Origin of the sequence: Antarcticirhabdus aurantiaca, from assembly GCF_009765365.1 — a bacterium.
GTDB lineage: Bacteria > Pseudomonadota > Alphaproteobacteria > Rhizobiales > Rhizobiaceae > Antarcticirhabdus > Antarcticirhabdus aurantiaca.
The window spans coordinates 111,826-125,410 of sequence record NZ_VTOM01000007.1; the positions used below are offsets into that span (position 1 = coordinate 111,826).

Below are 13,585 nucleotides of genomic sequence, written 5' to 3' on the forward strand. Positions count from 1 at the left end.
GATCGGGCGCGGGAAACGACGGAATGGCAAAGGCCGCGCCCCTCGCGCGGCCTTTCGCATGTTCGGAGGGTGGCATGCTCAACGAAGCGGCGAGACCGGCGGACGAGCCGGACACGGATGCCGGCGAGGCGGGCGAGGGCGGTTGCCATCCGCTCTTCGCCGAGGCGCCGTCCAGCGTCGGGTTCAAGAAGCTGAGGAAGCGTCTCCTGCGCGAGGTGCGCGAGGCGATGGACGCCTATGGCATGATCCGGCCGGGTGCGCGCTGGCTCGTCGGCATCTCCGGCGGCAAGGACTCCTACGCGCTGCTGGCACTCCTTCTCGACCTGCAGTGGCGTGGGCTGCTGCCGGTCGACCTCCTCGCCTGCAACCTCGACCAGGGCCAGCCGAACTTTCCCAAGCAAGTGCTGCCGGACTTTCTGAACCGCTTCGGCATTCCGCACCGGATCGAGTACCGCGACACCTATTCCGTGGTGACGGAGAAGGTGCCGGCGGGGCGGACCTACTGCTCGCTCTGCTCGCGTCTGCGGCGCGGCAACCTCTACCGCGTCGCCCGGGAGGAGGGCTGCGAGGCGCTCGTGCTCGGCCACCACCGCGACGACTGCCTCGAGACCTTCTTCATGAACCTCGTCCATGGCGGACGGCTCTCGGCCATGCCGGGCAAGCTGCTCAACGACGAGGGCGATCTCTTCGTCCTGCGACCGCTGATCCGCTCGGCGGAAGAGGACATCGCGCGCTTCTCCGCGGCGATGGCCTTTCCGATCATCCCCTGCGATCTCTGCGGCAGCCAGGACGGGCTCCAGCGCAACGCGACGAAGGCGTGGCTCGCCGAGATGGAGACGCGCTTTCCCGGCCGCAAGGACGTCATGATGCGGGCGCTTGCCAGCGTTCGGCCGTCGCAACTCCTCGACACGACGCTGTTCGACTTCGCCGGCCTCTCGCCCGCCGCGCGGGATGCGGCGGGCGAGAGCTGATCATTCGGCGGGCTTGCCGCTCAGCGTCTGGTCTTCGGCGCGGTCGTCGACGGGATGCCGGCGGCGGAACAGCCTGCCGCCCTCGGCGATGGTGATGGCCGTCAGCGACAGAAGCGACAGGATGATGAAGCCGGCATAGAGCGGGATCAGCGTGCCGTTGTAGGCGTAGCCGATCCCGGCGCCGATCAGGCCGCCGCCCAGCGTCTGCATGAAGCCGAGCACGGACGAGGCCGTGCCGGCGACGTGTCCCAGCGGGTCCATGGCGAGGGCGTTGAAGTTGGTGCCGATGAAGCCGAAGAGGCAGAAGGTCGGCACCATCAGGCCGAGAAACAGCGGGAAGGGCAGCGTGCCGCCCCAGGCCGTGGCGATCACCGCCTGCAGGATCGACAGACCCGCGAAGCCGATCAGTGCGCCGTGCGACAGCGGGCGCATGCCGAAGCGCTGGACGAGCCGCGAATTTGCGAAGGACGCGCCGGCCATGAAGATGGCGACGAGCGAGAAGTAGAGCGTGAAGGCCGGACCGAGGTGGTAGACCTGGGTGTAGATCTGCTCCGCCTGGTTGATGAAGCCGAACAGGACGCCGAAAATTAGCGCCGTGCCGATCGTGTAGCCGAAGGCGACGCGGTTGGTGAGGACGAGGCGAAAGGCCTCGGCGGTGCGCTTCCAGGTCAGCTCGCGCCGGTCCTCGGGGTGCAGCGTCTCGGGCAGGCGGAACCAGGCCCAGACCGTGACGAAGAGGCCGAACAGGCCGACCGCGATGAAGATCTCGAACCAGGAGCCGAACTGCATGATGAGCTGGCCGGCATTGGGCGCGAGCACCGGAATCGCCATGAACACCATCATGGCGAGCGACATGACGCTGGCCATGCGCGGGCCGCCGAAGCAGTCGCGCACCACCGACACGGCGATGACCCGCGTCGCCGCCGCGCCGACGCCCTGAATGAAGCGCCAGGCGAGCAGCACCTCGAAGGTCGGCGCGAGGGCGGCTGCGAAGGAGGCGACGACGTAGATGCCGAGGCCGAAGAACAGGACGGGCCGCCGGCCGAAGCGATCGGACAGGGTGCCATAGACGATCTGCGAAGCGCCGAAGCCGACGATGTAGGCGGTGATGACGAACTGGCGCTGGTTCTCGGACTGGACGTCGAGCGCCGCGCCGATCTGCTGGAGCGCGGGGATGAAGATGTCGATGGCGGCGGCGTTGAGCGCCATCAGGCAGGCGATCATGGTGACGAGTTCCCAATAGGGAAGCCCGCGGGTTTCAGCGTTGGGGGCTGCCTGCGTCATTCGGAAGTGTCCTGTGGTGAGCGGCCCACCTCTTACGCCGCATCGCAAAATAAGCAAGGCAAGCTTGGCAACGGGGTCGCGGCGGCCATCCGCGGGGGGGCCGGCCAAAAACGCGAAACGGCGGACCGAGGCCCGCCGTTGCATGAAGAGGCTATGAACGCAGCGGTCAGCCGTTGGCCGCAGCCTGCGCCTTAGTCGCGATGCCGTTCTGGCCGAAGAAGTCCTGCAGCTCGCCGGCCTGGAACATCTCGCGGATGATGTCGCATCCGCCGACGAACTCGCCCTTCACGTAGATCTGCGGGATCGTCGGCCAGCTGCCGTATTCCTTGATCCCCTGGCGCAGCTCGTCCGAGGACAGGACGTTGACGCCCTTGTACTCGACGCCGAGGTAATCGAGAATCTGCACGACCTGCCCCGAGAATCCGCATTGCGGGAAGGCGGGTGTGCCCTTCATGAAGACCACCACGTCGTTGGTCTTCACCTCGTTGTCGATCCAGTCGTTGATGCCGGTCATGGTTGGGTTCCACTTTCGTCGTCGGGGGCGGTGGCCGCTTCTGGAAGATCGAGCTGGCGCTCCTCGATCTGCGTGATGCGGCTGGAGAGGTCGTATTCCGCGTTGACGCGGTTGAGGACGTTGTTCTCCAGGAGAACGATGTCGGATCGAACTTCGTGCACGTCGCGGCGCAGGTTCGCAAGGTCGGTGCGAAGTCCGGCGATGTCGCGTTGGATCTCCGTGAAGCCTTCGCGCATGTCTCGGTCGAGACGCGAGATCAGCTCCTGCTGGCGCACGAACAGATCCACCATCTCGTTCTGCCGCCGGTCGATCCGACGGAGATAGGCAAGGGTGTGGCTGGCAAGCTGCTCGTCAGGCTTGGCGGCTTGGCTCATCGTTCCCTCACTTCGGCGCGCTGGTCTGGAGCGCCAAGGCGTGGAGCTCGCCGCCCATGTTGCCGCCGAGCGCCTGGTAGACCATCTGGTGCTGCTGGACGCGCGACTTGCCCCGGAAGCTCTCGGCGACGATTTCGGCGGCGTAGTGGTCGCCGTCGCCCGCGAGGTCGCGGATCGTCACCTGCGCGTCCGGGATCCCGTCCTTGATCATCCGTTCGATGTCGCGGGCGTTCATGGGCATGGGGCGCGTGTCCTGTGCGAGAGAAACGGCAGGGGCCGTTCTCCCAAGATAAGGGCGTCGGCCCCCGCGATCAATCAGGCGGCGGCAGCGGCGCCCGTGCCGGTGCCGGCCATGTAGGACGGGAACCAGCTCTCGTGCGCGACCGTCAGTTCGGTGATCGCCAGGGCGCGGCCCTTGCCGAGCGCCAGCGTCTCGCCGCCGGTCAGTCCGATCCAAGGGGCGAAGAGCCCGGCCTTCTCGGCCTTCTCCTGGACGGCCTCGACCTCGGAGCGGGCGACGGCGACGACGTAGCGACCCTGGTCCTCGCCGAAGAAGGCGGCGACCGGGTCGGCGTCGACGAGGCCCGGCACGCTCGCGCCGATGCCGCTCGCCATCGCCATCTCGGCGAGCGCGACGGCGAGGCCGCCGTCCGAGCAGTCGTGGACGCTCGTTGTCGTGCCGGCCGCGATCAGGCCGCGCACGATGTCGCCGGCACGCTTTTCGTGAGCGAGGTCGACCGGCGGTGGGGCGCCCGCCTCGTTCTTCAGGATCTCCCGCGCGAAGCTCGACTGGCCGAGATGCGAGCCCCAGGCAGGCGGCGCGCCGACGAGGAGGATCGCGAGGTCGGAGCCCGCGAAGGCGATGCGCGCCGTGCGCGTGCGGTCCTCGATCAGGCCGACGCCGCCGATGGTGGGCGTCGGCAGGATCGCGCGGCCGTGCGTCTCGTTGTAGAGCGAGACGTTGCCGGACACGATCGGGAAGTCGAGCGCGCGGCAGGCGGCGCCGATGCCCTCCACCGCCTTGACGAACTGGCCCATGATCTCGGGCTTCTCGGGATTGCCGAAGTTCAGGTTGTCGGTGGCCGCGAGCGGCAGGGCGCCGACGGCGCAAAGGTTGCGCCAGCACTCCGCCACCGCCTGCGCGCCGCCGCGATAGGGATCGGCCTCGCAATAGCGCGGGTTGACGTCGGAGGAGAAGGCGAGGGCCTTCTTGGCGTGTCCGTCGACGCGCACGACGCCCGCGTCGCCGCCGGGGCGCTGCAGCGAGTTGCCCTGGATCAGCGTGTCGTACTGCTCGTAGACCCAGCGGCGCGAGCACAGGTCTGGCGAGCCGAGGAGCTTCAGAAGCGCGTCGGCGACGTCGTGGCGGGACAGGTCGCCCGGCTCGAACGCGGCCGGCGGCTTCGGCTCGTTCCAGGGACGGTCGTATTCCGGTGCCTCGTCGCCGAGCTGCTTGATCGGGAGGTTCGCGACCTCCTTGCCCTCGAACAGGATGCGGAAGCGCAGGTCGTCCGTGGTCTCGCCGACGATGGCGAAGTCGAGGCCCCACTTGCGGAAGATGGCCTCGGCCTCTTCGCGCTTCTCGGGCTTGAGCACCATGAGCATGCGCTCCTGGCTCTCCGAGAGCATCATCTCGTAAGGGCTCATGCGGCTTTCGCGCACCGGCACCTTTTCGAGATCGAGCCGGATACCGAGGTCGCCCTTTGCGCCCATCTCGACGGCCGAGCAGGTGAGGCCCGCCGCGCCCATATCCTGGATGGCGATGACGGCGCCCGTGCCCATCAGCTCGAGGCAGGCTTCCAGCAGGCACTTCTCGGTGAAGGGGTCGCCGACCTGGACGGTCGGGCGCTTCTCCTCGATCGAATCGTCGAACTCTGCCGAGGCCATGGTCGCGCCGCCGACGCCGTCGCGGCCGGTCTTGGCGCCGAGGTAGACGACGGGCAGCCCGACGCCTTCCGCCTTGGAGTAGAAGATCGCGTCGGTCTTGGCCAAGCCGGCGGCGAAGGCGTTGACGAGGCAGTTGCCGTCGTAGCGCGGGTGGAAGTTCACCTCGCCGCCGACGGTGGGCACGCCGAAGGAGTTGCCGTAGCCGCCGACCCCGGCGACGACGCCGGCGACGAGGTGGCGCGTCTTCGGGTGATCCGGCGAGCCGAAGCGCAGGGCGTTCATCGCCGCGATCGGCCGGGCGCCCATGGTGAAGACGTCGCGGAGGATGCCGCCGACGCCCGTCGCCGCGCCCTGATAGGGCTCGATATAGGAGGGGTGGTTGTGGCTCTCCATCTTGAAGACCACGCAGAGCCCGTCGCCGATGTCGACGACGCCGGCGTTCTCGCCCGGCCCTTGGATCACGCGCGCGCCCTTGGTCGGGAGCGTGCGCAGCCACTTCTTCGAGGACTTGTACGAGCAGTGCTCGTTCCACATGGCCGAGAAGATGCCGAGCTCGGTGATCGAGGGCGTGCGGCCGATGAGCTTGAGGATGCGCTCGTACTCGTCGGGCTTGAGGCCATGGCTCGCCACCAGCTCCGGCGTGATCGGGGTGTCGGGCGCCATGCTTGGTACTCCTGCGAAGAAATGGCGGCCTCGGCCGCTGGCGGTTTGCCAGCCTCTAACATCGGGCGTGCGGCGCAAAAAGAGGCGGCGTCGCGCGTGCGGTGGATTGCGCGCGCGGAAAGGGCGGTCAGCTGACCGGCACCCAGTCGAGCGACCCGTCGCGGCAGGGCCGCGTGTCGGCGGAGCCGCGTAGGATCACCGCGTCGTCCTCGACTTGGCTGACCGGCCCCTCGACGATGCGCCGCTGGAGGACGACGAGCGCGTGGTCGACCCCGCGGCCCTTGGCGGGCGACCGGGCGCAGACGGCATAGCCGTCGACGCCCGCGGCCGACACGAAGCCGCGGCTGCGCTCGGCCGCGCGCCGTCGGAACACGGCGGAGATCGTCGTGTCGAGATAGTCGTCCTCGGCGGCGGTCGGGCCGTTCGGCATGGTTGGCCGGAGCGGAGCGAAGCTCGGCAGGGGCGGCGATGCCGGCAGCTCGACGAGGGCGAGCGGATCGGCGCCCGAGGTGCAGCCGCTCGCCAGAAGCGCCACGAGAGGCAGCATGAGCCTTGCTCCCATCCTCCGCATCATCGCTTGAATCCGCCCTCCGCCTCCAAGGCGCCGACGAGTTGCGCCGACAGCCGATCGACCTCGCGCAGCATCCATGCCGCGAAAGCGGCAAGATAAAGGTAAGCGGCGAGTTCGAGCGCTTCCTCGGTCCGGTAGAAGCCGCTCGCCTCGAGAAGCTCGGAGGACGCGATCATCCCCGCGGCCAGGACCGCCGGCCATGTCCACAGGAGATGACGCGCGACGATCAGGTTCTGGCGGAAGGTCAGGAGGCGCGGGCGGATCGAGGGTTTCAAAACGAGGCCGACGACGACGAGCAGCGCCATGGCGACGTAGACGCCGTCCTTGAGGTTCCCGTCGATGCAGACGCCGCCCTCGTAGAAGGGACTGTCGCATCGCGGCGTTTCGCGCATGGCGGCCATGATCGCCGCGACGGCGAAGACGAGGCTCGCCTGTCCGACGGCGAAGAGCCCGCGGGCGAAGGTGACGGTGAAGAGGCCGCTGGCGACGAGAAGAACCGCCACCTGGACCAGTTCGACCGGTCCGTCCTCGGCGAAGGTGCGGCCGAGCGCGTCGTCGTCGCGCCACCCGGTTCCGGCGAGAACGGCGAGGAGGACGAGGAGAGCCGCGCCGGCAAGCCAAGGGCCCGGGCGGGGAATCAGAGGAGCGCCGTCGGCGCTCCCTATGCGATGCTGCAACTGCCACTTCCTCTCGACCAGCGATCGACGTCGGCCGCGGCGCGCCGGCCGACCGCCTCGCCCATCAGCGGCCCGTAGACCGAAACCTCACCCGACCCGCTTCGCCCTTCGACCACGAGCAGCGGGCGCGCTTCGGGGCGGCCGCGCGGCACGAGCAGGAAGCGCGGTCGTCCCGAAAAGGACGATAGCTCGGGTGCGAGGCTGTAGGGCGAGAAGGCCGCGTCGCCCGACTTGAACCAGCAGCGGTTCGCCGCGAGCGTCAAACGCTCCATGCGGTCGAGCCCGGTGTCGGCGCTGGCGCTCGGCGCGCTCGGCTGGGGCGGGGGCGGTGCGGCGGGCGTTCCGCAGGCCGCGAGCGCCAGTCCGACGAGACTCAGCGCGGCGACGGTCGGCCGCTTCACGCGGCGGCCTTGGCGGGCGCGAGCCCGAGAACGCTCTCGAAGACGCCCCGTCCGTCGGTGCCGCCGTGCTCGGGCTCGACGAGGTTCTCGGGGTGCGGCATCAGGCCGAGCACGTTGCCCTCGGCCGACACGATGCCGGCGATGTCGTTGATCGCGCCGTTCGGGTTGGTGCCCTCGGCGTAGCGGAAGACGACCCGGTTCTCGCCCTCGATGCGCTTCAGCGTCTCGGCGTCGGCGAAGAAGTTGCCGTCGTGGTGGGCGACCGGGCAGCGGATCACCTGGTTCTCGGCGTAGGCGGTGGTGAAGCGCGTCGCGGCGTTGGCGACCGAAAGCTTCACCTCGCGGCAGACGAAGCGCAGCGAGGTGTTGCGCATCAGGGCGCCCGGCAGGAGGCCGGCCTCGCACAGGATCTGGAAGCCGTTGCAGACGCCGAGCACCGGCACGCCCTTGGCGGCGGCCTCGGCGACGGCGCGCATGACCGGCGAGCGGGCGGCGATGGCCCCGCAGCGCAGATAGTCGCCGAAGGAGAAGCCGCCGGGCACCACGACGAGGTCGGCCGGGGGCAGCGCGGTCTCCGTCTGCCAGACGGTCTTGGGCGCCTTGCCGGTGATGGCGGTGAGAGCCGCGATCATGTCGCGGTCGCGGTTGAGGCCGGGGAGAAGGACGACGACGGTGTTCATCGGGCGAGGCGGACCTTGGACAAAAGGCTGCGGGCGAAATCGAAGCGCTGGTCGGACCGGTCGCAGGTCGAGCAGCGAACCTTGACGAAGCGCCCGCCGACGACGGTCGTCGCCTGATAGAGCGATTTCCAGCCGTAGGGCGCCATCGTTTCGGCCGCATACCACGATTGCCGCCCGATCCATACGGTTTCCGGACCGGCGGTGATCTCGGAGCCCTCGCGCGCGTCCTCCAGGATGTCCGCTTCCGCCTCGTCGCCGATGGTGAAGGCGACGAGCCATGCACCGGGGACCGGCAGGCCGGGAATGGCCGAGTTCGGCACGGTGATCGTGCAGCTCTCCTGCGTCGACTTGCAGGTTTCCGTTTCGCAGGTGAGGACGACCGCGCGGGCGCCGGGGCCTTCTTCGAGGCGCGACGACCAGCCCTTGGGCACGGCGACGGCAAGGCCGTGGAGCGGACCGCTCCATTCGGGCGGTGCGGGTTCGGCATGTCCCGGGGGCGAGCTCGCGAGGAGGGCGAAGGCGGCGGGAACGATTGCCGACAGTGCCAAGCGTCGTCGCATCGCTGCAACTCCCTGTCCCACGCGCAAGCGGCACTTCGGCGCCGCGCGATCGATCGCGATCCTATGGGATAGCGGCGCCTTCGAGAACCTCGATATGCGCCGGCGGCACCGCCTCCACCAGCCAGACGCCGTTGTCGGAGCGGAAGAACACCGCACCGGCCGCCGCCATGCCGGCTGCGTCGATGCTGAGAACGACGGGCTTGCCGCCGTGCCGCGCGCCGACGATGCGTGCTGTTTCGATGTCAGACGAGAGGTGGACGTGGTGGCGCGCGCCGCGGCGAAGACCCTCGGCCAGGATGGCGCCGAGCACGTTGCGGCTCGTTCCATGATACAGCCGCTTAGGGGGCTCGGCCGGGGCCAAATCGAGGTCGACGGAGACGCTGTGCCCCTGCGCGGCGCGGACGCGGCCGTCTTTGATGGTGAAACGCTGCTTCGGGCTCTCGGCGATCACGCGGCGGACATCATCCGCTTCCGCGCCGAGGCGGGATTTCACGGCCCGGCAGAGCGCATCGAAATCCGTCCAGCCCGCCTCGTCCAGCACGAGTCCCGCCGCAGCTGGGTCATGGCGCAGGACGAGGCTCATGTATTTGGAAATGGCGGCGTCGCGCGCCATGCCGGCCTCCGTGTCATCGGACGGACGGCGGAGACCGGCGCGTCCGCTTCAGGCGATCTCGACCGAGTAGTTCTCGATCACCGTGTTGGCGAGGAGCTTCTCGCACATCTGCGACAGGCGCTCCTTGGCGCCCGCCTTGTCGTCGCCGTCGAGGACGACGTCGAAGACCTTGCCCTGGCGCACGCCCCCGACCCCGGAGAAGCCGAGGTTGGAGAGCGCGCCCTCGATGGCCTTGCCCTGCGGGTCGAGGACGCCGTTCTTCAGCGTCACGACGATGCGTGCCTTGATCACGAAATCCGCCTGTCCCTGGAATAAACGAGCTTCAATGCCGGTGCCGGCTGCTTGACGGGCCGACGCCGCCTTACTTGACCAGCACCGGCCCCGAAGGGCGGGGCGGCTCGTTCTCGTTCATGATGCCGAGGCGGCGCGCCACTTCCTGGTAGGCCTCGACGAGGCCGCCCATGTCGCGGCGGAACCGGTCCTTGTCGAGCTTGTCCTGGGTCTGGACGTCCCAGAGGCGGCACGAATCGGGCGAGATCTCGTCGGCGACGATGATGCGCATCATGTCGCCCTCGAAGAGCCGGCCCGTCTCGATCTTGAAGTCGACGAGCTGGATGCCGACGCCGAGGAAGAGGCCAGATAGGAAGTCGTTGACACGGATGGCGAGCGCCATGATGTCGTCGATCTCCTGGGGCGAGGCCCAGCCGAAGGCGGTGATGTGCTCTTCCGAGACCATCGGGTCGTCGAGCGCGTCGGCCTTGTAGTAGAACTCGATGATCGAGCGCGGCAGCACCGTGCCTTCCTCGATGCCGAGGCGCTTGGCGAGCGAGCCCGCCGCGATGTTGCGCACCACGATCTCGAGCGGGATGATCTCGACTTCCTTGATCAGCTGCTCGCGCATGTTCAGCCGACGAATGAAGTGCGTCGGGATGCCCATCTTGTTGAGGTGCGAGAAGATGTATTCCGAGATGCGGTTGTTGAGGACGCCCTTGCCGTCGACGATCTCGTGCTTCTTCTTGTTGAAGGCGGTGGCGTCGTCCTTGAAGAACTGGACCAGGGTGCCAGGCTCGGGACCCTCGTAGAGGATCTTTCCCTTGCCTTCGTAGATCCGGCGGCGACGTGTCATCATAGAGCTCGATCGTGAATGGGCGCGGCGCGCCTTGTGGAGCGCGCGGAATCTCGGGTCGGTCGTGCGGGTGAATAGACCATACGCGACTTTATAACAATCGCGGGTAACCAAGTCGTGCCGCGCTGCGGAAAATGCAAGGTCATGGTTTCCGGGCGACCCGGTGCCTTCAAATGACCCGCGCGGGCCCTATTGATACCCAGCGAACAGCCTCACCAGAACGGGAAAGGAAGGTCATGTCGTTCAACGATCGCGAGCGCGATTTCGAGAGCCGCTTCGCTCACGACGAGGAGCTGCGCTTTCGCGTCACCGCCCGCCGCAACAAGCTGCTCGGGCTCTGGGCCGCGGAGAAGCTGGGCCTTTCCGGCCAAGATGCGGAAACCTACGCGCAGGACGTCGTGAAGGCCGACTTCCAGCGCGAGGGCGAGGAGGACGTGTTCGAGAAGATCCGGCACGACTTCGACGCCGGAAAGGTGGACCAGTCCGACCACCAGATCCGTCGCCACATGGCGGACTTCCTGATCGAGGCGGAACAGCAGATCCGCTCGGCCTGAGTCGCCCCGACGATCGCCTCGCAGCCGGCCTCAGGCGTGGGTCGGCAGCTTGGCGATGAATTTTCCGAAGGTCAGAAGGCCCTCGGGCCAGGGTCCGTGACCGCTCTCGGCGTTGAGATGACCCGACTCGCCGGCGTCGACGAACACCGAGCCCCAGGCCGCCGCGACGTCCTCCGCCGTCTCGTAGGCCGAGAACGGATCGTTGCGGCTGGCGACCACCATGCTCGGAAAGGGCAGTGGGTCGCGCGGATAGGGGCCGAAGGTCATCAGGTGCTTGGGCCGGATCGCCTCGTTGGCCACGTCCGGCGGCGCCACGAAGAAGGCGCCGGCCACCGGCCGATGGAAGAGGTGCAGGGCCTGCACCACCGCCGCGACGCCCAGCGAATGGGCCACGATGACGACGGGCCGCGCCGATTCGTTGACCGCGGCCGCCACGGCGTGCGTCCAGTCCTCGCGCACCGGCTTCGTCCACTCGGCCTGCTCCACGCGGCGCGCCGTCGAGAGCTTTCGCTCCCACCGGGTCTGCCAGTGGTTTTCGGGGGAGCCCTTGTATCCGGGCACGATGAGGATGTCGGCTTGGCTGACGCGCATGGTGCGGCGAATTGGGGAGGAGGGCGGCGCCTGTCAAGCGACTCGCGCATCGATCACGGTCGGGATGGACGCGTGCCCACGACCTGAATGGGCCCGACGAGGTAGCCGTCCGGATCGGCGACCACGAACTGCTTCTGACCGATCTCGTCGGCGGCGCGTCGATACCAGCGCTCCTCCAATGGAAGAACGAGCGGCAGGCCGGCCGCTAGAACTCTGGCCTGCACCGCCCTCACGTCGGGCACGGCGAGTTGGATGTTCAAGCCGGCGCCGAGCGGACGGCGCAGGCGCTCATCCACGTGGAAGCCTCGCCCGAGATCGATCTGGTCGATCATCAGTTCCGCGCTGCCCAACTCGAGGTATGCAAAGCCCTTCACCTCGCGAGCGTAGCGGATTGAGAAGCCGATCAGATCGCAATAGAAGGCAAGGCTCCGGCGCCAGTCGAAGACCGTGAGTTCGGGGACGAGGGCGTTGAGCATCCGGGCCTCCCGCGGTCACAGCAGCGGGCTGATCAGGCGCATGATGTTCTCGCCGAGCTGGGGGAAGAAGCCGCGGCGCTCCCATTCGGCGGCGACGAGGCGGTGGCTCTTCTGCATGTAGTCGCGCTCGATGCGGCGCAGCTGCGCGACGAGTTCGCCGTCATAGGCGATCAGCGTCACCTCCGAATTCAGCTCGAAGGAGCGCCTGTCCATGTTCGCCGAGCCGACGACGGCGATGTCGTCGTCGATCGACAGGTGCTTGGCGTGGAGGAAGCGCTCCCGGTAGAGCATGACCTCGACGCCCGAGGCCAGCAGCTCGTCGTAATAGGAGCGCTGGGCGAGGTCGATGTAGAGGCTGTTGGTCGTCGAGGTGACGAAGAGCGTGACCTCGACGCCCTTGTCCACGGCGGTGCGCAGTGCCCGCAGAAGCGGCTCGTTCGGAATGAAGTAGGGTGTGGCGAGGACCACGCGCTCACGGGCATTGTGGATGAGATCGGCGAAGAGGATGTCGACGCCCGAATCCGGGTAGTCCGGTCCCGTCGGCATGATCTGCGCCATGGCCGTTCCGGGATAATCGTTCGGGTCGGACGGCGGCATCAGGGCCGGGGAGGCGATGTCCTCCTCGGTTTCCAGGAACCAGTCGCCGATGAAGATCGCCTGGAGCTCCAGGACCGCAGGGCCGAGAACGCGGGCCATGACCTCGCGGTAGAAGGTCTTCGGCTCGTATTCGATGCGGTGCATGTTCTGCGACCCGACCCAGCCGATCAGGCCGTCGATGACGACGATCTTGCGGTGGTTGCGCAGATCGAAGCGCGTCGCCCGGTTCCAGAAGCGCAAGGGCAGGATCACGCGAAGGTCGACGCCCGTACCCTCCAGGCGCTCGGCGATGGCGCGCCGGTCCGAGGAGGAGCCGACGGCGTCGATCAGGAGCCGGCAGGTGACGCCGCGGGCCGCCGCCCGCTCGAGCGCCCGCAGCACCTTGTTGCCCGCCTCGTCGTTCTGGAGGATGTAGAACATGATATGCGCGTGGTCGGTCGCGCGGTCGATGTCGGCCGCGATCGCGTCGACGACGCGGTTGTAGTCGGCGTCGAGACGGATGGCGTTGCCGGGCACCGCCGGCATGCGGCCGAGCTTCTGGACGAGGTTGGCCGAGCGCCTGTGATCGTCGGGCAGCTCGTGGGCGCGGTTCATCTCGTCGAGCGAGAGTTCCTGGACGGCCTCGCGGATGATCGCGGGCAGGCGCTTGAGCCGCTCCTTGCGCCAGCGCGGGTGCTCGGCATGGCCGAAGACGGCGTAGAGCAGCAGCGCGATGAATGGCATGAAGAAGAAGAGGATCATCCACGCCTGCGCCGCGGCCGGCGAGCGGCGGAAGGGGATGTAGACGAGCGCGCCGAAGATGATGATCCAGTTGGCGGCCGACAGCGCCGCTGTCCAGATCCACCCGTCGAAGAAGCCCGAATCCAAGAAACAACTCCGCCGTGAGCGCGCTCCGCCGCCGGCGCGCAACCGCTGGACCATCGCGATGCAAGATGGGGCGCACCGCGACGATTCGTGTCCCCCCGGCCCGCATCATTACCAAAGCTTCAGGTCGGCGGCGCGCTTTTGCCTCGATCGCGACGCGTGGCTGCCCTACAACGCCGACG

18 protein-coding genes are annotated in these 13,585 nt (G+C 68.1%); 2 read left to right on the forward strand and 16 right to left on the reverse strand.

All coding sequences use genetic code 11. The features are described 5' to 3' along the window. The first annotated feature begins 74 nt into the window (after window positions 1-74). Complete coding sequence (gene ttcA / locus FZN60_RS10330; protein ID WP_158873409.1) at window positions 75-971, forward strand: tRNA 2-thiocytidine(32) synthetase TtcA; 897 nt, start codon at window positions 75-77, stop codon at window positions 969-971. On the opposite strand, the gene FZN60_RS10335 is transcribed toward ttcA, so the two are convergent. The 13 genes from FZN60_RS10335 to purC all read right to left on the reverse strand — a co-directional run bounded on the left by FZN60_RS10335 (window position 972) and on the right by purC (window position 10,321). Next, window positions 972-2,255 carry a multidrug effflux MFS transporter gene (locus FZN60_RS10335; protein ID WP_158873410.1) on the reverse strand — a complete coding sequence of 428 codons (1,284 nt, stop codon included), beginning with the start codon at window positions 2,253-2,255 and terminating at the stop codon, window positions 972-974. A gap of 166 nt (window positions 2,256-2,421) precedes the next feature. Then, window positions 2,422-2,769: a Grx4 family monothiol glutaredoxin gene (gene grxD, locus FZN60_RS10340; protein WP_158873411.1), complete on the reverse strand. Its 348-nt coding sequence runs from the start codon at window positions 2,767-2,769 to the stop codon at window positions 2,422-2,424. Next, window positions 2,766-3,143 (reverse strand): hypothetical protein, encoded by a 378-nt coding sequence (locus FZN60_RS10345; RefSeq protein WP_158873412.1) that lies wholly within the window; start codon window positions 3,141-3,143, stop codon window positions 2,766-2,768. The genes grxD and FZN60_RS10345 overlap by 4 nt, the downstream gene beginning before the upstream one ends. 7 nt (window positions 3,144-3,150) lie before the next feature. Beyond that, complete coding sequence (locus FZN60_RS10350) at window positions 3,151-3,384, reverse strand: BolA family protein (protein ID WP_158873413.1); 234 nt, start codon at window positions 3,382-3,384, stop codon at window positions 3,151-3,153. Window positions 3,385-3,458: 74 nt separating this feature from the next. Then, window positions 3,459-5,693, reverse strand: a complete 2,235-nt coding sequence (purL, locus tag FZN60_RS10355; protein WP_158873414.1) for a phosphoribosylformylglycinamidine synthase subunit PurL — start codon at window positions 5,691-5,693, stop codon at window positions 3,459-3,461. 127 nt (window positions 5,694-5,820) lie between these two features. Continuing rightward, a complete protein-coding gene (locus FZN60_RS10360) occupies window positions 5,821-6,240 on the reverse strand; it encodes a hypothetical protein (protein ID WP_158873415.1) in 420 nt (139 codons plus the stop codon). Between the two features lie 23 nt (window positions 6,241-6,263). Continuing rightward, window positions 6,264-6,941 (reverse strand): hypothetical protein, encoded by a 678-nt coding sequence (locus FZN60_RS10365; protein ID WP_158873416.1) that lies wholly within the window; start codon window positions 6,939-6,941, stop codon window positions 6,264-6,266. Further along, entirely contained in the window at window positions 6,926-7,342 is a 417-nt protein-coding gene (locus FZN60_RS10370) for a hypothetical protein (RefSeq protein WP_199266535.1), read from the reverse strand. Before FZN60_RS10370 ends, FZN60_RS10365 begins: the two co-directional genes overlap by 16 nt. Further along, on the reverse strand, window positions 7,339-8,022 hold the full coding sequence (purQ, locus tag FZN60_RS10375) for a phosphoribosylformylglycinamidine synthase subunit PurQ (protein WP_158873417.1): 684 nt from the start codon (window positions 8,020-8,022) through the stop codon (window positions 7,339-7,341). Before purQ ends, FZN60_RS10370 begins: the two co-directional genes overlap by 4 nt. Then, window positions 8,019-8,570, reverse strand: coding sequence for a hypothetical protein (locus FZN60_RS10380; protein WP_158873418.1), 552 nt, complete (start codon window positions 8,568-8,570; stop codon window positions 8,019-8,021). The genes purQ and FZN60_RS10380 overlap by 4 nt, the downstream gene beginning before the upstream one ends. A gap of 73 nt (window positions 8,571-8,643) precedes the next feature. Continuing rightward, window positions 8,644-9,195, reverse strand: a complete 552-nt coding sequence (locus tag FZN60_RS10385; protein ID WP_158873419.1) for an RNA 2'-phosphotransferase — start codon at window positions 9,193-9,195, stop codon at window positions 8,644-8,646. 48 nt (window positions 9,196-9,243) lie between these two features. After that, a complete protein-coding gene (purS, locus tag FZN60_RS10390) occupies window positions 9,244-9,486 on the reverse strand; it encodes a phosphoribosylformylglycinamidine synthase subunit PurS (RefSeq protein ID WP_158873420.1) in 243 nt (80 codons plus the stop codon). A gap of 70 nt (window positions 9,487-9,556) precedes the next feature. Further along, complete coding sequence (gene purC, locus FZN60_RS10395; protein ID WP_158873421.1) at window positions 9,557-10,321, reverse strand: phosphoribosylaminoimidazolesuccinocarboxamide synthase; 765 nt, start codon at window positions 10,319-10,321, stop codon at window positions 9,557-9,559. 236 nt (window positions 10,322-10,557) lie between these two features. On the opposite strand from purC, the gene FZN60_RS10400 reads away from it, so the two are divergent. Then, entirely contained in the window at window positions 10,558-10,875 is a 318-nt protein-coding gene (locus FZN60_RS10400; RefSeq protein ID WP_158873422.1) for a DUF1476 domain-containing protein, read from the forward strand. A gap of 30 nt (window positions 10,876-10,905) precedes the next feature. Here the strand turns inward: FZN60_RS10400 and FZN60_RS10405 are convergent, their stop codons facing one another. The 3 genes from FZN60_RS10405 to cls are packed head-to-tail and all read right to left on the reverse strand — an operon-like array spanning window position 10,906 to window position 13,406. After that, the gene (locus FZN60_RS10405) at window positions 10,906-11,466 is read right to left on the reverse strand and encodes an RBBP9/YdeN family alpha/beta hydrolase (RefSeq protein WP_158873423.1); all 561 of its coding nucleotides are present in this window, start codon (window positions 11,464-11,466) and stop codon (window positions 10,906-10,908) included. Window positions 11,467-11,519: 53 nt separating this feature from the next. Further along, window positions 11,520-11,942 (reverse strand): bleomycin resistance protein, encoded by a 423-nt coding sequence (locus FZN60_RS10410; protein WP_158873424.1) that lies wholly within the window; start codon window positions 11,940-11,942, stop codon window positions 11,520-11,522. A gap of 15 nt (window positions 11,943-11,957) precedes the next feature. Then, on the reverse strand, window positions 11,958-13,406 hold the full coding sequence (gene cls, locus FZN60_RS10415; protein WP_246726697.1) for a cardiolipin synthase: 1,449 nt from the start codon (window positions 13,404-13,406) through the stop codon (window positions 11,958-11,960). Between the last annotated feature and the right edge of the window lie 179 nt (window positions 13,407-13,585).